Source organism: Shewanella sp. SR44-4, from assembly GCF_014163715.1.
Classification (GTDB): Bacteria; Pseudomonadota; Gammaproteobacteria; order Enterobacterales; family Shewanellaceae; genus Shewanella.
The window spans coordinates 1-19,371 of record NZ_JACJDU010000036.1; the positions used below are offsets into that span (position 1 = coordinate 1).

Below are 19,371 nucleotides of genomic sequence, written 5' to 3' on the forward strand. Positions count from 1 at the left end.
AGCAACAATACCGTTAGCAACAATACCGTTAGCGATAATACTGATAGCACAGAAATTACTGATAGTACAAAAATTACTGATATCAAACAACAGTTAGCCACATTAAGCTCACCACAACAACGCATTGACTTTTTACAACAACAGCGACCACAAAGTGCTCAATGGCCGATTGAACAGCAAGGCCAGTTATTGCATTTACTGGCAATAGAGCAAGAAGTTAACAGTGATCTTGTTGCTGCAATTAACAGCTATAGCCATGCCATTAAATTACTTACACCACATCCTCTTAGCAAAGAACTGGTCAAAAGCTATCTCGAACGCTCATTCATACTTTACCTTCAAACTAACGACACCCAAATTTATTGCCCAGATCGTGAAGTGGCGATTACATTAGCCCGTCAGCTTGGAAACGTTGATATCTTGGCCGAAGTGTTAGCGCAAAGTGCGTATTGCCATAATAAACCAAGTGATTTTGGCGAAGGTCTCAAAAGGTTAAATGAAGCTTTAGCGTTAGCACAACAGCATCAATTAGGACTGAGTCGTCAAGCGATGATATTCAATGCCACGGCTGCTATCTATCGTGACAATGGTTTAAACCGTAAAGCCTACGAATACTTTAACAAAGCCTATGACTTTTGGGAGCAAGCCCAAGATAAACAAGACATGTTTAATATGTTGCATAACATGGTGGGCGAATCGATTAAATTGGCCTTGTGGGGGGAAAATAAAGCTCATTTAGCCCAAATGCAGCAACTGGTAGAGCAATCGCCAGAGTTTGCTGATTTTGATTTTTTCTATCAATTTAATACGGGTATTAGCTGTTGGGCTCAAGGTTTATTTCAAGAAGGTATAGATCATTTTTTACGCGCACTTGAAGTGCAAGATACAACCCAAGAAAAATACTTTGTCGACGCTACGCATGCATGGTTGGCATTGAGTTATTTTCGCCAACAACAACCAGATAAAGCTTTTAAGTATGCTGAAATATTTTCTGGTTCGGCGACTTATGACGGCCATTCCAATGAACTGAAATTGATGATTGCGGCCATTATTGATTACGCCAATGGGTCGAGTAATCTGGGCATGAATAAGCTTTTGGATACCATCGATTTACAAAAAAAGAACTTTGCTAACATCATAAATAACGATGTGGTTAATTCATCATTAGACCATAATCTTACCGTGGCTGAGTTTAATAACCGCCTGCTCGAAAAGCAATTGGCCATCAATAAGCTGAATTTGGAAGCCGAAATCGATACTCAAAAAATCACTAACTTATCAATGGCAATCGCGGTGCTAATTGCTTTGGTGTTATTAGTGCTGGTCATTTTCTTGTGGCAATCTCGCCGACAATTTAAACGTCGCTCTCAAACGGATTATCTGACTGGCATTGCTAATCGACGTCATACTTTTGAGCAGGGCAAAAAGCGCTTTAATCAGGCTAAAAAACATCATCGACCACTCGCCGTTATTATGTTCGATATAGATAACTTTAAAGTCATTAATGATCATTATGGCCATGACGTTGGTGATTTAGCCATAAAAGCGTGTGGTAGACGTGCACGTAATTGGCTCAAGAAAAACGATATTTTAGGCCGCATAGGTGGCGAAGAGTTTTTAATTATTTTACCCGATACAGAGCAAGCACAAGCCGTTGACATAGCCGAGCGATTGCGAACCAGTATTGAGTCAAACCAGTTTGTGTTTAACGAGGTTAAAATGAATTTCACCATTAGTGTGGCTGTCGCTATGTTAACCCCGCAAACTCATGAACTTGTCGACATTATTAAGCAAGCCGATTTAGGCTTATATCAAGCAAAAGACAACGGCCGCAATCAAGTAGTGATAGTGGACCAATAACCTTCTCTAAGTGCCGATTTAGTTTATTGAGTCACTACGGCTACTTTGTGCTTAGACTAAAGTTTTACGCTGAATAATTCACTCAACAGTAATCATGTTACTGATAAATAGATATTGATATGTATTATAAAAAACAACATCTTACATCAAATTCAAATGTGACATTCTTAAACTGTAAATCTTCACTGACAATTCCAATCAATTAACATCAACATTTAGACCATTTTTTACTTGCTTTACGTTCGCGTCAACGTCAAAGTGATATCCATATTATTGATGTTATTTTTTAAGCGCAGTAAATTGGAGTGGTTATGAGTACAGAGCAAACAGGTCAAGATATCGTTATTGTTGCCGCGAAACGCACACCAATGGGTGGGTTTCAAGGGGCATTGTCTGAGGTAGCTTCTCCAGTATTAGCAGCAACCGCTATCAAAGGTCTTATCGCCCAAACGGGGATCAGCGTTAATGCTGTTGACGAAGTATTGATGGGTTGTGTATTGCCAGCCGGTCTGGGCCAAGCGCCTGCTCGCCAAGCGACTCTAGGTGCAGGTTTACCGTTAAGTGTTGGTGCAACAACAGTCAATAAAGTTTGTGGTTCAGGCATGAAAACCGTCATGTTAGCGCACGATTTAATTAAAGCGGGTAGCAGTCAAGTTGTGGTTGCGGGTGGCATGGAAAGCATGAGCCAAGCACCATATTTACTCGACAAAGCGCGCAGCGGTATGCGCATGGGCCACGGCAAAGTAATGGACCACATGTTTTTAGACGGCCTTGAAGACGCTTATACCGGTGGTGCAATGGGCACATTTGCCCAAAAAACGGCAGATGACTTTGGCTTAACTCGTGAGCAAATGGATGCTTTTGCATTAAGTTCGCTGGAAAAAGCCAATGCAGCGATTAACTCTGGCGCATTTAAAGATGAAGTAGTGCCTGTAACCATCAGCACGCGTCGTGGCGACGTGACGGTTGAGATAGACGAGCAGCCTGGTAACGCCCGCCCTGAAAAAATCCCGACATTACGTCCTGCATTTACCAAAGACGGCACAATTACAGCTGCCAACTCAAGTTCAATATCAGACGGCGCAGCAGCGTTAATGCTAATGAGCCGCGACAAAGCTGCTGAATTAGGATTAACCGTAATGGCAACAATTAAAGGTCATACTACCCATTCACAAGAACCGTCAATGTTCACTACCGCACCGGTTGGCGCGATGCAAAAACTGTTCGATAAAGTGCAGTGGAACAAAGATGACGTCGATTTATACGAAATCAACGAAGCGTTTGCCATGGTCACCATGTTAGCGATTTCTGAACTTGGCTTAGATGCCAATAAAGTTAACGTTAATGGCGGCGCATGTGCAATGGGACACCCAATTGGTTGTTCTGGAGCGCGTTTGCTAGTCACATTGATTTATGCCCTAAAAGCACGCGGCCTTAAGCGCGGCGTGGCATCGTTATGTATTGGTGGCGGCGAAGCCACAGCAATGGCGATAGAAGTGTAAATAGACAATACAAGTTAAGTTCGACAAGACCACCGCACAGGTAAATGTATACGCAGCCACTTAATATGTGCGACTGACAAACATAATAAATCGCATTACCTGCGCAGTAACTCAATACGAGTGATGTTATTCACTCATAAGATGTTCAAGGATCGAGGAAAACAACATGATCACACAAGTTAAGCATTATATTGATGGCGAATTCACTTATGGCAGCGGCGATCGCAATATTGATGTGACCAATCCAGCCAATAATAGCGTTATTGCTAAAATTAACTGCGCTACTACTGCCGAAGTAGAGCAGGCCATTCATAGTGCCAAAGAAGCGTTTAAAACCTGGAAAGAAGTCCCCGTGTCTGAACGTGCGCGCGTCATGTTGCGTTATCAACATTTGCTCAAAGAGCATCACGATGAACTAGCAACTATTTTAGCTCACGAGACCGGTAAAACTTTTGAAGATGCTAAAGGTGATGTATGGCGCGGCATTGAAGTTGCTGAACATGCTTGTGGTGTTGCCTCGTTAATGATGGGCGAAACCGTTGAAAACGTTGCTCGTAATATCGATACCTATAGCTACACTCAACCTTTAGGTGTGTGTGCCGGTATTACTCCGTTTAATTTCCCTGCGATGATCCCATTATGGATGTTCCCGTTATCTATCGCTTGTGGTAATACGTTTATTTTAAAACCGTCAGAACAAGATCCAATGACGCCACAGCGTTTAGTGGAGTTATTTGTTGAAGCAGGCGCGCCAAAAGGCGTGTTGCAACTTATTCATGGCGACAAAACAGCAGTCGACATTTTGCTAAGAGACCCAGCCATTAAAGCGATTTCGTTTGTTGGTTCTGTGGGGGTTGGTCAATACATTTATAAAACCGGTACCGACAACCTAAAACGTGTGCAAGCGTTTGCAGGTGCTAAAAACCATTGTGTAATCATGCCTGATGCGAACAAGCAGCAAGTGATCAATAACATGGTTGGTGCCTCTGTTGGAGCCGCTGGTCAACGTTGTATGGCGATTTCAGTCGCGATTTTTGTCGGTAAAGCCAAAGAGTGGATCCCTGAACTAAAAGACGCGTTAGCTAAGGTTCGTCCTGGTTTATGGGATGACAAAGATGCTGCTTACGGCCCTGTTATCAGTCCAGCAGCAAAAGAGCGCGTACTCAAATTGATTGCTCAAGGTAAAGCTGAAGGTGCTGATTGCTTACTCGATGGAACCGATTTCACCGTTGCAGGTTACGAGTCGGGTAACTGGGTTGGCCCAACCATGTTTACCAATGTCACCACCGACATGAGCATTTACAAAGAAGAGATTTTTGGTCCGGTACTGTGTTGTATGGAAGCGGATAACTTAGACGATGCTATCGAACTGGTTAACAACAGCCCTTACGGTAACGGTACCTCAATCTTTACTGCATCAGGCGGAGCTGCACGTAAATATCAACATGAAATTGAAGTAGGCCAAGTGGGTATTAACGTGCCAATTCCGGTGCCATTACCATTCTTCTCATTCACAGGTTGGAAAGGCAGTTTCTATGGTGACCAACATGCCTATGGTAAGCAAGCTGTGCGTTTCTGCACCGAGACTAAAACCATCACCACCCGTTGGTTTGACTCTGAAGCGGTAAGCGGCCCTAACATGAGCATTGATCTTAAATAGAAATGATGTTTATTGCCGTGACGCTGTCACGGTAATATTTTTCGCTAAACAACAAGACCACCTTACCTCCCATTGCAGCTAGTAATGAGTTAACCGCTTAAAGCGGTATGCGGCTAAGGCAATAAATGACCCAAGAGTCATCCAAGACAATATTAGGAGTCCAGCATGGATTTTAATTTAAACGAAGATCAGCGTCAGTTTGCTGATTTAGCCCGTCAATTCGCTGCCGAAGAACTCGCGCCATTCGCCGCCAAGTGGGACGAAGAGCATCATTTTCCTAAAGACGTTATTCAAAAAGCCGGTGAACTGGGCTTTTGTTCTTTGTACTCGCCAGAATCAGAAGGCGGCATGGGCTTGTCTCGTTTAGACGCTTCAATTATTTTTGAAGAATTAGCCCATGGTTGTACAGCCACCACAGCAATGTTAACTATTCATAATATGGCAACCTGGATGGTGACTACGTGGGGTACAGAAACCTTGCGTAAGCAGTGGTCAGAAGGCTTAACCACAGGACAGTTATTAGCATCTTACTGTTTAACAGAACCTGGTGCCGGCAGCGATGCCGCTTCATTGCAAACTAAAGCTGTGCGTGATGGTGATGATTACTTGATCACCGGTTCAAAAATGTTTATCTCTGGTGCCGGTGAAACCGAGTTACTAGTAGTGATGTGCCGTACTGGTGAATCTGGCCCTAAAGGGATTTCAGCGATTGCCGTACCAGCAGATGCAGTGGGCGTCACTTACGGAAAAGCAGAAGATAAAATGGGCTGGAACGCACAGCCAACAAGAATGATCAGTTTTGAAAACGTGCGTGTACCGGCTGCCAATTTACTTGGTGAAGAAGGCCAAGGTTTTACCTTTGCCATGAAAGGCCTAGACGGCGGACGTATTAACATTGCCACCTGTTCAATTGGCACCGCGCAAGCTGCACTGACTCGCGCAACTCAATACATGAATGAGCGTAAGCAATTTGGTAAACCGCTGGCGGCATTCCAAGCATTGCAGTTTAAACTGGCTGACATGGCAACCGAATTAGTGGCTGCCCGTCAAATGGTACGTTTAGCAGCGTTTAAATTAGACACTCAAGACCCTGAAGCCAGCGCTTATTGTGCTATGGCGAAACGTTTTGCGACCGATGTAGGTTTCCAAGTGTGTGACGGTGCGCTGCAAATTCACGGCGGTTACGGTTATATCCGTGAATACCCTTTAGAACGTCATTTCAGAGATGTGCGCGTGCACCAGATTTTAGAAGGCACTAATGAAATTATGCGCCTGATTATTGCTCGCCGTTTGCTCGCTAGCGATGCTCATCCGATCCTGTAATTAGCGGTTCCACTCGTGACTCACTAGCTTTAGCATAAGGACATAGCATTATGACTACACACCCTGCAATTCTAAAACATATAGTCGGCCACACGGCCATTTTGACTCTGAATAATCCGCCAGCTAATACTTGGACCGCTGACAGTTTGCAAGCGCTGAAACATATCGTGCTCGAACTGAATCAAAACAAAGATGTTTATGCGCTTGTGATCACCGGTCAAGGTGACAAGTTTTTCTCAGCAGGTGCTGATTTGAATTTGTTTGCTGACGGCGATAAAGACAATGCAGCTTCCATGGCAAAACATTTCGGCGAAGCGTTTGAAGCCTTAAGTGCGTTTAGAGGTGTATCTATTGCAGCCATTAATGGTTATGCCATGGGCGGCGGATTAGAAGTGGCATTAGCTTGTGATTTACGAATTGCAGAAGCACAAGCCCAATTGGCATTGCCTGAGGCCTCAGTGGGTTTACTGCCTTGTGCTGGTGGCACCCAAAACTTAACCGCATTAGTGGGTGAAGGTTGGGCAAAACGGATGATTTTATGTGGCGAGCGTATTGATGCAGCCAAGGCTGAAAAAATTGGCTTAGTGGAAGAGGTCGTTGAACAAGGCCATGTCTTAGATGCCGCAGTGGCGTTAGCAGCGAAAGTGGCTAAGCAATCACCTAGCAGTGTCAGCGTATGTAAAACCCTTATTCAAGCTGGACGAACTATGCCGAGAACTCAAGCATTACCGCTTGAGCGTGAACTGTTTGTTGGCTTATTTAATACCGAAGATCAGGCTGAAGGTGTGAAGGCCTTTTTACAAAAACGCGCCCCAAACTGGAAGAACTGCTAATGACTCAAGATGTAATATTTCAAACCTTAGGCACGTTATCAGGTCAATCTATTGGCGTGGTAACCCTGAATATTGAAAAAGCACTAAATGCATTAACCCTCGACATGGTTGCAGCAATGCAAGCACAACTCACTAAATGGCAACAAGACGACAGCATTGCGTGTATTGTGCTTGATGGCGCCGGCGAAAAAGCCTTTTGCGCTGGTGGAGATGTACGTGCCATTTACCATGCATCCATCGCCAATCCGAACAACATGACCACAGAGGCGTGTGAGTTCTTTATCCAGGAATACCAACTTGATTATTTACTGCATCAATTCGGCAAACCCGTTTTAGTGTGGGGTGACGGCATTGTTATGGGCGGTGGACTCGGGCTAATGGCGGGCGGGAGCCATCGTGTTGTTACCGAGCGTAGCCGTATTGCAATGCCTGAAGTGACCATTGGTTTATACCCAGACGTTGGCGGTAGCTACTTTTTAAACCGTATGCCGGGAAAAACAGGGTTGTTTTTAGGCTTAACCGCTTACAACATGAACTGTGCAGATGCGCTGTATGTTGGTTTAGGAAATCATCTTCTTAATAGCGATGAAAAAGAGCCGTTATTCGATGCCATGGCTGAACTGGCTTGGAGTCAAGATAGTGAGATAAATCATCAACTGCTGAGCGGATTGTTGACCAATATGAGTCAGCCACACTTAGCGGCATTATCCGTTAGCCCACTGCAACAATTCCAAGCACAAATTGATTTGTTGATGACGGGTGACATCCTTGATGTGCATCATCAATTATCGACATTAAACACTGAGCTTGATTGGCTAAAACGAGCCCAAAAAACCGCCTTAGCTGGCAGTCCTATTAGCTGGCACTTGATTTTTGCTCAGGCAGCACTTGGCATCGAAATGAGTTTGGCAGACTGCTTTAAGTGGGAGTTAGGTGTGAGTGTCAATTGTTGCTCTATGGGCGATTTTTGCGAAGGTGTTCGCGCCTTACTGATTGATAAAGATCGCCAACCTAAATGGTTATTTGCAGATGTAGACGCAGTGGATGCGAATAAAGTGACCCAATTGGTTACCTCGCCTTGGGCTGAAGATAGACACCCATTAGCAGACTTTACTTAAAAAGGATTAACGACATGGCAACAGTAGCATTTATTGGTTTAGGTAACATGGGTGGCCCAATGGCGGCCAATCTAGTTAAAGCGGGTATGACAGTCACTGTGTTTGACTTAAACCCTGTCGCAGTCGAAGCGTTAACGGCGCAAGGCGCACTCAGTGCTAAAACCGCGTGCGGCGCAGCGGCAGCCGCCGATTTTGTGATTACCATGCTGCCAGCAGGCAAGCATGTTCGCAGCTTGTACCTAGGCGATGACAATAATAAAGGTTTGTTAGATGTCGTGTCTAAACAGGCATTACTGATAGATTGCTCAACCATAGATGCTGACAGTGCGCGTTTAGTGGGTGCAAAAGCCGCTGAGAAGGGTATCGAATTTATGGATGCGCCAGTATCAGGCGGCACAGCAGGCGCGGCAGCCGGTACCTTAACCTTTATTTGTGGTGGTAGTGAAGCAGCCTATCAACAAGCGCAAACGGTATTAACGGTTATGGGCGGCAATATTTTTCACGCTGGTGTAGTAGGCGCAGGTCAAATTGCTAAAATTTGTAACAACATGCTGTTGTCTGTGTTAATGGTGGGTACTAGCGAGTCATTACAACTTGGTTTGGATAATGGTTTAGATCCTAAAGTGTTGTCTGATATCATGAAAGTCAGTAGCGGCGGTAACTGGACGTTAGAAAAGTACAATCCATGCCCAGATGTGATGGAGAATGTGCCGTCGTCAAAAGATTACCAAGGTGGCTTTATGGTTGACTTGATGGTTAAAGATTTAGGGTTGTCGCAAGAAGCGGCGGTCGCCTCTAATTCAAGCACACCAATGGGTTCTCTGGCTCGCAGTTTATATGTTAATCATGCTCGCCAAGGCCATGGTCGTCGCGATTTTTCGAGTATTTTTGAACAATTTTCAAAGAAAAAATAAAGGATTCAGTTGATGGAATTAAAAGATAAGGTTGTCGTCATTACTGGCGGAGCTGGTGGGTTAGGTCTCGCTATGGCGCATGATTTAGCTGCCCAAGGTGCTAAGTTGGCGCTTATCGATGTTGATCAGGCTAAACTTGAACAAGCTTGTGCTGATTTAGGTTCTGTAACTGAAGTTCAAGGTTACGCCCTAGACATTACTGATGAAGAAGATGTGGTCTCTGGCTTTAAATTTATCGTTGAAGACTTTGGTAAAGTGAATGTGTTAATTAACAATGCCGGTATTTTACGTGATGGGCTAATGATTAAAGCCAAAGATGGCGTTGTCACCGATCGCATGTCGTATCAGCAGTTTCAGTCTGTCATCAATGTTAACTTAACCGGCACTTTTTTATGTGGCCGTGAAGCCGCAGCAGCGATGATTGAAACCAAGCAAGCAGGGGTAATTATTAATATCTCTAGCGTTGCTAAAGCCGGTAACATGGGACAATCTAACTACTCAGCGTCTAAAGCGGGCGTTGCTGCAATGTCGGTTGGGTGGGCAAAAGAGTTAGCCCGTCATAATATTCGCAGTGCTGCCGTGGCTCCTGGTGTTATTGCTACCGAAATGACCGCAGCGATGAAACCTGAAGCATTAGAGCGTTTAGAAAAAATGGTCCCAGTAGGGCGCTTAGGTCAGCCTGAAGAAGTGGCTGCAACCGTACGTTTTATTATTGAAAACGATTACGTTAACGGCCGTGTATTTGAAATTGACGGCGGTATTCGCTTATAAGCGATAGAGTATATTCATTGTGCTCATTATCTGTTCGCTCAGTGCAATATAACGCGTTGCGCACTTTCATATAATGAATGTGATTGGTGTTACCCACATTCAGTTTGTTATGATGTTGTCACGCCGAGCTTATGCTCGGCGTGGCTTTTTTACTTTTAAGGATTAATGACGTGGCGAAGTTAGAATACCTGCTTAAAAAAATCATGCTAATCGTAGGCATTCTGGGCGTGATTATTATCTATGGCGGTTTTTTGTATTTATTGTTTTCAGGTCGCTCGACTGCGGCGCTCCCGTGGTTTTTACTCATTTCACCGTGGATTTGTGTTTACTTTGGCTTAACCCACGTACAGCAAGTGGCTGTAATACAGTGGTTTACTCATAAATTTAGTTTCAAAAAATCGACTAAGTAGCTCTGTTATGTCTAGCTTATCCGCATTTTTATCAAGGTTTTCTATCGCTTTGTATACCTTAATTGCCTTGGTCGCATTTGCTGCCAATTCAGTGTTGTGTCGTATGGCATTATCGACCCAACAAACTCCGGCACTTATAGATCCCAGCAGTTTTACTGCGATTCGTTTAGCTGCTGGTGCCTTAGTGTTGGGGCTATTAATGTTATTGCGTAACACTAAAGCAGGGACAAGCCGATCCACTAGCCGTGGCAGCATGTTTGCTGCGGCATTATTGTTTATTTACGCGGTGACTTTTTCATACGCCTATGTGCTACTCGATACCGCCACTGGTGCGTTGATTTTGTTTGCCGCGGTGCAAATTAGCATGATGTTAATCAGCTATGTTCAAGGCCAACGCTTAACCCTACTTGAATGGATTGGCGCATTATTGGCTTTTAGTGGTTTTGCTTATTTAGTGTTGCCCGGCGTGAGTGCGCCTTCGATGACCGGCTTAGTGCTAATGGCGATCAGCGGCTGTGCTTGGGGTGGATATACTTTGCTTGGCAAAAAGTCAGTTAACCCATTATTTGATACAGGTTATAACTTTATTCGCAGTTTACCTCTGGTCGCGGTGATGATATTGGTGGTGTGGCTCTTACCTTACTTAGCCTCAGCGCCACAATTAGTCTCAATACCACAAGCAACGGTATTGTCTGCCAAAGGAATGTTGTTAGCCGTCTTATCAGGTGCAATTGCTTCGGGTATTGGTTATGCGTTGTGGTATCAAGCATTGCGTGGACTTACATCAACCCATGCCGCGGTTTTACAATTAACGGTACCTGTGATTGCCGCAGTGGGCGGTATTCTCTTTTTAGATGAAGAAATCAGTTTTCATCTAGGTGTATCGGCTGGCATTATCTTTGTTGGGATTGCATTGGTTATCTTTGCCAAAGCCCATCCTGTTAATAAGCCGGCCCTCTCAATAAGCAGATAATTGAGCAATAAACATCAGTGAAAACCAAGTGACTTACACATACATAACTCAATAAAATAAATGATTAACGAGGTAATATGAGCAATTCAACACCGTATCCAATTGGTACTCCAGGTCAAAAATGGACCGATGCAGATAAAGCACAATGGTTAGCACAAGTTGCCATAAAACGCTCATATCAAGATGAAGTGGTGAGTAAACTGGCTCAGATTACTGGTCCGTTTGAACAAGTACAATACGGCGCATTATCTTATGACGCTGATAAGTATCCACTGTTTGCATTTAAATCTCAGCAGTGGGATAGCAATAAAAAAACCATTCTTGTGACCGGTGGCGTACACGGTTATGAAACCAGCGGTGTTCATGGCGCGATTCAGTTTTTAACCACCAAAGCACAAACTTATACCGAGTATTTTAATGTTGCTGTAGCGCCTTGCATTAGCCCTTGGGGTTATGAAACCGTTAACCGCTGGAATCCTAAAGCCATCGATCCTAATCGCTCTTTTTATGCCGATAGCCCAGCAGAAGAGTCTGCTGCATTGATAGCATTTGTCGCGAGTTTAGGTGAGGTGTATGCCCACATTGATTTGCATGAAACCACCGACACCGATGAGTTAGAGTTTAGACCTTTGCTGTCTGCACGTGATGGCGTTGAATACGATAAAGGCATTATTCCAGACGGTTTCTATTTAGTCGGCGACAGTGATAACCCAACTCCAGCGTTCCAAAAAGCAGTGATTGATTCAGTGGCTAAAGTGACTCATATCGCGCCTGACGATAATGGACAATTAATTGAAGTACCGATTGAGCAATTTGGGGTGATTAACTATCCGGTCAAAAAACTCAGCTTATGTGCTGGTATTACTGACAATCACTTCAATACCACCACAGAGGTTTATCCAGACAGTCCAAATGTGACAGCGCAAGAATGTAACGATGCTCAAGTCGCCGCTATCACTGGTGGATTGGATTATCTTATTGGTTATTTGAAGCTCTAAAAAACGTTAAGTGATATAGACGATTACAAGCGATGCCGTTGTCGTCTAGACATATTTTAGTATAATGGCGGTGAGTCGCTGTTTGAATGGAATCTAAAAGACTCATTGCTGTTAAAACCTGTGGTTCCTCGGTTATTGATTAGCCTCCTCGCTAGTCGCCTATTTTTTATTAATAAAGGATTAAAATGAAAAATACTCTGTTGCTATGTCTATTCTGTTTATTGATGACGCCCCATCTTGCACACGCCAAAGCGGGTTTAATCTCTTTTGGTGGTGAAAACATTGTACCTGTTGTGGCACTTCCTGATGACCCACGCTTTCAAACACAAGATGGTGAATTCATTGATGTAGGTTATATCTATAAATCTGTTGATATATTGTTTCTACCACTGTGGAATTATGATGGCCGTTTTGCTGGAATGTTGTCACAACAAGACTTGTATATAGACTTAACCCCCTTGGAAGTCACTGGACTCGTTTTAGAGGCTGGCGTGGTATTACCTAAAGCTCCATACCTCGATTTCTGGCATCGTATCGGTGGGAAAATAGTTTTTTTACTGCTTTGTGGCTCATTAGCACTTTACGTTAGACAGCGCATGCAAAAAAAGGCGGCTTATTTTAGCTCGTTAGCGACTGGGCGTGAGCGATTGAAAGATATCTTAATCAATAGCAATGACTTTACTGAGTTAGACCTATCTGTTATCGAGACAGAAGGTAAACCCAAAGTTGAAGGCATAGCATTTATTGCGGCGAAAAAGTATTTTAACAATATTATTTCAATATCTGTAATTGATATGGGTAAGGTGTCAATTGAGCAAGTTCAAGCTCAGCATGAGCAGTTATTTACTGCGTTACTTGGGTTGAAGAAAACCCTAGGGATGACGTCTCAAAGTACGATCCATTATCTGTATTTTACTTTCGACAGCACTCCTTCAAAAGTAGACATTAATATATTGAAAGCATTGAGAAAACGTCAAATCACCAAAGCAACTAATTTAATTCCAATTATTATCGATTTTGATGCGCAGATGATTGATAGCACTGTGGGCGTATATCCGTCTAAAAAAATTCTACAAAACTGCTTTACCCAAGCTGAAACTCTCTCAGATGATGTGGCTGAACCTGCAAAGGTATAATGTAATTAAGATTTTTACTAAACGGTTCACAAGGTTATGGTTGATGCCGAAAGCGGCTCTAGGTTTTCGGCATTAAATCAACACTGACGCATTATCGCTATTTAGACATTTATAATGACGCGCAAATACTCCTTTCATCACCGTCACATCTCAAAACGGGCAGTATTTGTATCATTGCTAGGTTGATAATTAGGCCAAAAATCCTTACACTATCGCGCTTCGTATTTACCTCGGCTCTGCCGTATGCCAGTTTCAATATCATTTTTGTTTGCTTGAGTCATATAGATGTCAACTCGAGCAAGTAGACTACAATTTGATATGGGCTTTAACACACAACACGATTTGGAATTTCATTTTGATTACAACAGCTAACATCACGATGCAGTTTGGCGCTAAGCCACTGTTTGAAAATCTCTCAGTAAAATTTGGTGGCGGTAATCGCTACGGTTTAATTGGCGCGAATGGTTGTGGTAAATCCACCTTTATGAAAATCCTTGCCGGTGATTTAGAGCCATCAAGCGGTAACGTCTCTATAGATGTTAACGAACGCATGGGTAAATTAAACCAGGACCAGTTTGCCTACGAAAACTTTTCAGTAGTCGATACTGTGATCATGGGCCACAGAGAACTGTGGAAAGTAAAGCAAGAACGTGACCGTATTTATTCTTTACCTGAAATGAGCGAAGAAGACGGCATCAAAGTGTCTGAGCTTGAGATGGAATTTGCTGAAATGGACGGTTACACTGCTGAATCCCGCGCAGGTGACTTACTACTAGGTGTAGGTATTTCCATTGAGCAACACTTTGGTTTAATGAGTGAAATTGCTCCAGGTTTTAAATTGCGTGTGTTATTGGCGCAAGCACTATTCTCAAATCCAGATTTACTGCTACTTGATGAACCTACCAACAACTTGGACATCGATACTATTCGTTGGTTACAAGACATGTTGAATCAACGTAACAGCACCATGATTATTATTTCGCATGACCGTTATTTCTTAAACTCAGTGTGTACTCACATGGCTGACTTAGATTACGGTGAGCTACGAGTGTTCCCTGGCAACTACGACGAATACATGATGGCTGCACAGCAATCACGTGAACGTTTAATGAGTGACAACGCCAAGAAGAAAGCGCAAATTGCTGAATTACAAACCTTCGTCGCCCGTTTCTCTGCTAACGCATCTAAAGCGAAACAAGCTACATCACGCGCTAAGCAAATTGATAAAATTAAGCTAGATGACATCAAAGCATCAAGCCGCGTCAATCCGTTTATTCGTTTTGAACAAGAAAAGAAATTGTTCCGTAATGCATTAGTGGTTGAAAACTTAGCCAAAGGTTACGACACACCATTGTTCAGCAAACTTAACCTAATGGTTGAAGTGGGTGAACGTATTGCTATCTTGGGTCAAAACGGTGTGGGTAAAACCACCTTGTTACGTACTTTAGTACATGATATCCCGCAAGACGATGGCACCATTAATTGGTCTGAAAATGCCAATATTGGTTACTACGCCCAGGACCATGAAGCAGATTTTGCTAATGAAATGACCTTGTTCGAGTGGATGAGCCAATGGCGCAAAGAAAATGACGATGATCAATCTGTACGCGGTATTTTAGGCCGTATGCTGTTTGGTGCAGATGACATTAAAAAGTCAGTTAAAGTATTATCTGGTGGTGAGAAAGGCCGTATGTATTTCGGTAAACTTATCATGCAAAAGCCGAACATTTTATTACTCGATGAGCCAACCAACCACATGGACATGGAATCTATTGAGTCATTAAACAACGCGCTTGAAAAATACGAAGGGACGTTAATGTTCGTGTCTCATGACCGTGCATTTGTATCGTCACTAGCCACTCGTATTCTTGAAGTGACTCCTAACGGAATTAATGACTTTAAAGGCACTTACGACGAATTCTTAGTGAGTAAAGGTATTGACGCGTAATTCTGGTTTTATAACCAGTACTGTCAGTAACCAGCATTGTTTGTAACCAATGCCCACTGATTAACACCATTAGCCCTGAACAATTGTTCGGGGCTTTTTGTTTTTATTTATTCGGCTAGGCCATATACTCTAGTGATATAAATCAATGACATTCTCCAGCACAGGCATCTACTTTATGAGCATCACCCTTGAACAAGTCGCATCAACCTTGAATGAACTGCAATGTCGTACTAATTTTAATATTAAGAATGTCACCGAATACATGCTACCTGAGTTAAAAGAGCCAGTTTATTTGCATGTAGAAGGAAAAACGCCATTACTGATCATTCGTCCGGCATTTGAAGTTTTTTCCACTGAGCTGGCTACGATTGACGGGGTACACGCGAAATATGATTACTATCACAATGCTCAAATGACCCGATTTCCAACTCGTCGTAACAAAGGCTTAAGTGAAATTCATTACGGCTTAGCATTTCGGTTTGATACCACAGATGCAATCAAATTATTTATTAATAGGTTGATTGAAATAGTAAGAGGATAAATAACCTCATTAGGAGTGCCGCATCATGACAGAGCAATTTAATATCAATCAATTTAATTGTTCCATTAATGGTAAAGGACAAACTCTGATTTGGGCTCATGGGTCAACCGGCAGTATCCAAAGTGAAGATGCGATTGGTTTATATGCCTGGCATCGGTTTCCTAAAAAATTACAGCTTATTCGTTATGATGCCGTCGGCCATGGCTTATCTTCTGCCGGTAAGTGCGTAGAAGACTATTTATGGCCAGAACTTGCCAATGACATGATAAGTATCGCGACGCACTTTAACGCAACGCCATCGCTTATTTTAGGTGGCCAATCAATGGGCAGTGCTACGTGTTTGTTCGCAGCATTAAAACATCCGCATAAGGTAAAAGGGTTAATCTTGATGAACCCGCCCACAGCATGGCATGCTCGTGCAGTACAAGTAGGCGAATATCATAAAATGGCCAAAGCAGCGCGCATTTTTGGTGGTAAAGGTTTAGCTAAAATAAACGCTAAACATTGGGATAAATTACTTCCAAGTTGGCTGATTAATGGTCATGAACATAGTGTACTAGGCATGCTCGACGGATTAAAACTAATGACACGTCAAACGCTAGATCATTTGTTTCGCGCTGCCGCCCTTAACGATCTGCCCAGTAAGCAGCAACTTGCCGAACTGACCATGCCAACCCTGATTTTAGCGTGGCACGGCGACAAGACCCATCCCATAGAAACTGCCATTCAATTACATGCCACAATACCTAATTCGACCTTACACATTGCAGACTCGATAGATGAGGTTAATGAATGGCCTGAATTGATCAGTGAGTTTTGCCTCTGTTTATAAGTTGTTATTGATGGTCTAAAAATAGTGTTTAGTTTGTTTATCGCTGCAACCATTCACGATAAAAACATTCATTGATTTTATTGTCCGACAATGTCGTAAGTATGGCGTTAACGCAGGTGGAATAACTTTCACTATTCAATTATATGTATTTAAAGCATTATTAAATTAAAAGAAACTAAATTAGCTGTGAGCAAGATCTGAGTTTGTTGCAAATAACTTACCAAAATCTATTAATCTAGTTTATGGTTCAGTGAAGAAAAATTTACTTATCAAAAGTGTTTTAAAAAGGATGATGTATGAATTGGCAATGGATTAGCAACCTCAATATTTCGCGTAAACTGGCCTTACTTGTCATTCCCCCTTTATTAACCAGTATTTTATTCGGTGGTATGTACCTTAATAATGAGTACAAAACTCAGCATCAGTTAGCACTGGTTATTGATTTAACCCAGGTTGCCATTATCAATAGCTCCTTAGTACATGAACTGCAAAAAGAGCGAGGTATGAGTGCCGGTTTCCTCGGATCTAAAGGACAAGCATTTAAAGACAATTTAGTGACTCAACGTGCTCAAACAGACATACAAATTCAACGTTTTAATCTTGTTGCTCAGCAAGACGATTTTCCGCAACAATTACAATCCACATATAATGAAGTTGCTTCAGCATTTAATCAGCTAAGCCAAATGCGTAATAATGTCACGGCCCTTAACATCAGTGTCGCAGAGCAAGTTAGTTATTATACCCGCATTAACACCCTATTATTATCAATGGTCGATAATGCAGCTAGTCAGAGTGTAGATAGCCAAATAGGTATAACACTCAAAGCGTTCGCAGCATTTTTACAATTAAAAGAACGCGCAGGAATAGAGCGAGCAGTACTCAGCACAACTTTTGGTCGCAGTGAATTTCCCCCTGGGTTATATCGAAAGTTTGTCACTTTGGTGGCGGAACAACAAACTTATGCCGAACGGTTTATTGCCGCAGCTAGCCCAGAAAACATTCGCATTTTTAAACAAGCCCAACAAGACAGTGCTATGGCAAATGTTAGTCAACTTCGTGAAATTGCTTTTGCACAAGACAGCGCTGCAATGGCGCAGCAAAGCCCTGAAGATTGGTTTAAAATCGCAACGGTACGTATTGAGCTGTTAACTCAGCTTGAAAAACAATTCAGCCAAGATTTGTCGCAATTAAGCCAAGACAAATTGTCACAAGCAACTGAGCATATGTATCTCACCGGCGCGGTGTTATTGCTGGCTCTGATTTTTGCTATTGTGATGAGCATGGTTGTTTCTCGCTATTTGCATCGTAGTTTAAGTCAGCTACACAAGCAGATATTGCATGCTGGTACTCAGTTTGATTTAACCACTCGCTTAAGCCATCAATCTGATGATGAGTTTGGCCAAATCTCGATAGCATTTAATCAAATGATGGCAGAATTTGAACACGTTATTACCCACGTACGTCGAAATGCATTGAGTTTGGTTCATGCCGTTGAACAAATGAATGGCTTTACTCGTTCAATGCAAGCCGATGTTGAACAAGGTTCGTCAGAAGCCGAACAAGTTGCATCTGCTATGACAGAAATGAGCGCAACCGTCCATGAAATTGCTGCCAATGCGGTACAGGTTTCAGAAGCTTCAGCCAATGCCAATATCGAAGTGCAGAGTGGCAACAATGATGTCAGTAAAACTAGCGATGCGATTCAATTGTTGGCTAAAGAGATAGCTAATGCCGCACAAAGTATTGAACGTTTAGATAAAGATGTACAAGATATTGTGACCATTTTAGCGGTCATCAGCTCTATTGCTGACCAAACTAATTTACTCGCATTAAATGCGGCAATTGAAGCTGCTAGAGCGGGCGAACAAGGAAGAGGTTTTGCCGTTGTTGCCGATGAGGTTCGTACTTTAGCTCAGCGATCACAACGTTCAACAGAAGACATTAAAGCGATGACCGAGCGCCTTAAAGCGGGTGCAGCCACTGCCGTAAGTGCTATGCAGCGAGGCCAAGTACAAGCACAACAAAGCGTTACCGAGTCACAACATGCAGGCAATGAGCTTAAATTGATTGCTCAACACGTTAGCGTGATTGACAGCATGAACCAACAAATTGCCGCTTCAACACATGAACAATCGGCCGTAGCAGAAGAAGTAAATCGTAATGCGATGAAAATCACCGATATCTATCACCATACACAGGAGATATCACAACAGATTGCTTTGCTCAATGACAATCTATTAAGTGATGCCAGTGACATGTCACAACAAGTCAGCAAATTTATCCTTTCTAAAAGCTAAGGCGATAAATCGATAACAAGCGGTAACAAGCGGTAACGAGCGATAACAAGCGATAACAAGCGATAACAAGCGATAACAAGCGGTAAGGGCGATAACAAGCGAACGAGCCTAGATGCTAGAACGCTTCGCTGCTAGAGGCTATAAAAGCTTGAGCGACTAAGTCTGAAGGTTTTTTGCTACACCACGGATCCAACTGTTATCCGCTCTTATAGCCGCGCAGCGTCTAGCAGGACGAAGTCCGCCCTAGTCTCTAGG

At 42.9% G+C, this 19,371-nt stretch carries 16 protein-coding genes; all 16 read left to right on the top strand.

Annotated features, from left to right (window positions below; translation table 11 throughout):
• Positions 1-1,860, top strand: a 1,860-nt coding sequence (locus tag H5125_RS15490; RefSeq protein ID WP_182744702.1) for a GGDEF domain-containing protein, incomplete at its 5' end; no start/stop codon positions are given.
• 311 nt (positions 1,861-2,171) lie between these two features.
• Positions 2,172-3,362, top strand: coding sequence for a thiolase family protein (locus H5125_RS15495; protein WP_182744703.1), 1,191 nt, complete (start codon positions 2,172-2,174; stop codon positions 3,360-3,362).
• 166 nt (positions 3,363-3,528) lie between these two features.
• Positions 3,529-5,022, top strand: coding sequence for a CoA-acylating methylmalonate-semialdehyde dehydrogenase (locus H5125_RS15500; protein WP_162023462.1), 1,494 nt, complete (start codon positions 3,529-3,531; stop codon positions 5,020-5,022).
• A gap of 165 nt (positions 5,023-5,187) precedes the next feature.
• The gene (locus H5125_RS15505) at positions 5,188-6,345 is read left to right on the top strand and encodes an acyl-CoA dehydrogenase family protein (protein ID WP_101086691.1); all 1,158 of its coding nucleotides are present in this window, start codon (positions 5,188-5,190) and stop codon (positions 6,343-6,345) included.
• Between the two features lie 50 nt (positions 6,346-6,395).
• Positions 6,396-7,178: an enoyl-CoA hydratase gene (locus H5125_RS15510; protein WP_182744704.1), complete on the top strand. Its 783-nt coding sequence runs from the start codon at positions 6,396-6,398 to the stop codon at positions 7,176-7,178.
• Positions 7,178-8,296, top strand: coding sequence for an enoyl-CoA hydratase/isomerase family protein (locus H5125_RS15515; protein ID WP_182744705.1), 1,119 nt, complete (start codon positions 7,178-7,180; stop codon positions 8,294-8,296). The genes H5125_RS15510 and H5125_RS15515 overlap by 1 nt, the downstream gene beginning before the upstream one ends.
• A gap of 14 nt (positions 8,297-8,310) precedes the next feature.
• Positions 8,311-9,210, top strand: a complete 900-nt coding sequence (mmsB, locus tag H5125_RS15520) for a 3-hydroxyisobutyrate dehydrogenase (RefSeq protein ID WP_182744706.1) — start codon at positions 8,311-8,313, stop codon at positions 9,208-9,210.
• Between the two features lie 12 nt (positions 9,211-9,222).
• On the top strand, positions 9,223-9,981 hold the full coding sequence (locus H5125_RS15525) for an SDR family oxidoreductase (RefSeq protein WP_011636818.1): 759 nt from the start codon (positions 9,223-9,225) through the stop codon (positions 9,979-9,981).
• Positions 9,982-10,184: 203 nt separating this feature from the next.
• A complete protein-coding gene (locus H5125_RS15530; protein WP_101087206.1) occupies positions 10,185-10,391 on the top strand; it encodes a hypothetical protein in 207 nt (68 codons plus the stop codon).
• 7 nt (positions 10,392-10,398) lie between these two features.
• Entirely contained in the window at positions 10,399-11,364 is a 966-nt protein-coding gene (locus tag H5125_RS15535) for a DMT family transporter (protein WP_182744707.1), read from the top strand.
• 77 nt (positions 11,365-11,441) lie between these two features.
• The gene (locus H5125_RS15540) at positions 11,442-12,362 is read left to right on the top strand and encodes a M14 family metallocarboxypeptidase (protein WP_101086696.1); all 921 of its coding nucleotides are present in this window, start codon (positions 11,442-11,444) and stop codon (positions 12,360-12,362) included.
• A gap of 185 nt (positions 12,363-12,547) precedes the next feature.
• Positions 12,548-13,498 carry a hypothetical protein gene (locus H5125_RS15545; RefSeq protein WP_101086697.1) on the top strand — a complete coding sequence of 317 codons (951 nt, stop codon included), beginning with the start codon at positions 12,548-12,550 and terminating at the stop codon, positions 13,496-13,498.
• Between the two features lie 355 nt (positions 13,499-13,853).
• Positions 13,854-15,446: an ABC-F family ATPase gene (locus H5125_RS15550; RefSeq protein WP_101086698.1), complete on the top strand. Its 1,593-nt coding sequence runs from the start codon at positions 13,854-13,856 to the stop codon at positions 15,444-15,446.
• Between the two features lie 175 nt (positions 15,447-15,621).
• Complete coding sequence (locus H5125_RS15555; RefSeq protein WP_162023454.1) at positions 15,622-15,987, top strand: hypothetical protein; 366 nt, start codon at positions 15,622-15,624, stop codon at positions 15,985-15,987.
• Positions 15,988-16,012: 25 nt separating this feature from the next.
• Positions 16,013-16,819 carry an alpha/beta fold hydrolase gene (locus H5125_RS15560; protein WP_182744708.1) on the top strand — a complete coding sequence of 269 codons (807 nt, stop codon included), beginning with the start codon at positions 16,013-16,015 and terminating at the stop codon, positions 16,817-16,819.
• A gap of 296 nt (positions 16,820-17,115) precedes the next feature.
• The gene (locus H5125_RS15565) at positions 17,116-19,116 is read left to right on the top strand and encodes a methyl-accepting chemotaxis protein (protein ID WP_162023452.1); all 2,001 of its coding nucleotides are present in this window, start codon (positions 17,116-17,118) and stop codon (positions 19,114-19,116) included.
• Positions 19,117-19,371 lie beyond the last annotated feature (255 nt).

Excerpts from the sequence above, each read along its gene's own strand:
- H5125_RS15495 (WP_182744703.1), top strand. The coding sequence starts at position 2,172 with ATGAGTACAGAGCAAACAGGTCAAGATATCGTTATTGTTGCCGCGAAA.
- H5125_RS15500 (WP_162023462.1), top strand. The coding sequence starts at position 3,529 with ATGATCACACAAGTTAAGCATTATATTGATGGCGAATTCACTTATGGC.
- H5125_RS15505 (WP_101086691.1), top strand. The coding sequence starts at position 5,188 with ATGGATTTTAATTTAAACGAAGATCAGCGTCAGTTTGCTGATTTAGCC.
- H5125_RS15510 (WP_182744704.1), top strand. The coding sequence starts at position 6,396 with ATGACTACACACCCTGCAATTCTAAAACATATAGTCGGCCACACGGCC.
- H5125_RS15515 (WP_182744705.1), top strand. The coding sequence starts at position 7,178 with ATGACTCAAGATGTAATATTTCAAACCTTAGGCACGTTATCAGGTCAA.
- mmsB (WP_182744706.1), top strand. The coding sequence starts at position 8,311 with ATGGCAACAGTAGCATTTATTGGTTTAGGTAACATGGGTGGCCCAATG.
- H5125_RS15525 (WP_011636818.1), top strand. The coding sequence starts at position 9,223 with ATGGAATTAAAAGATAAGGTTGTCGTCATTACTGGCGGAGCTGGTGGG.
- H5125_RS15530 (WP_101087206.1), top strand. The coding sequence starts at position 10,185 with ATGCTAATCGTAGGCATTCTGGGCGTGATTATTATCTATGGCGGTTTT.
- H5125_RS15535 (WP_182744707.1), top strand. The coding sequence starts at position 10,399 with ATGTCTAGCTTATCCGCATTTTTATCAAGGTTTTCTATCGCTTTGTAT.
- H5125_RS15540 (WP_101086696.1), top strand. The coding sequence starts at position 11,442 with ATGAGCAATTCAACACCGTATCCAATTGGTACTCCAGGTCAAAAATGG.
- H5125_RS15545 (WP_101086697.1), top strand. The coding sequence starts at position 12,548 with ATGAAAAATACTCTGTTGCTATGTCTATTCTGTTTATTGATGACGCCC.
- H5125_RS15555 (WP_162023454.1), top strand. The coding sequence starts at position 15,622 with ATGAGCATCACCCTTGAACAAGTCGCATCAACCTTGAATGAACTGCAA.
- H5125_RS15560 (WP_182744708.1), top strand. The coding sequence starts at position 16,013 with ATGACAGAGCAATTTAATATCAATCAATTTAATTGTTCCATTAATGGT.
- H5125_RS15565 (WP_162023452.1), top strand. The coding sequence starts at position 17,116 with ATGAATTGGCAATGGATTAGCAACCTCAATATTTCGCGTAAACTGGCC.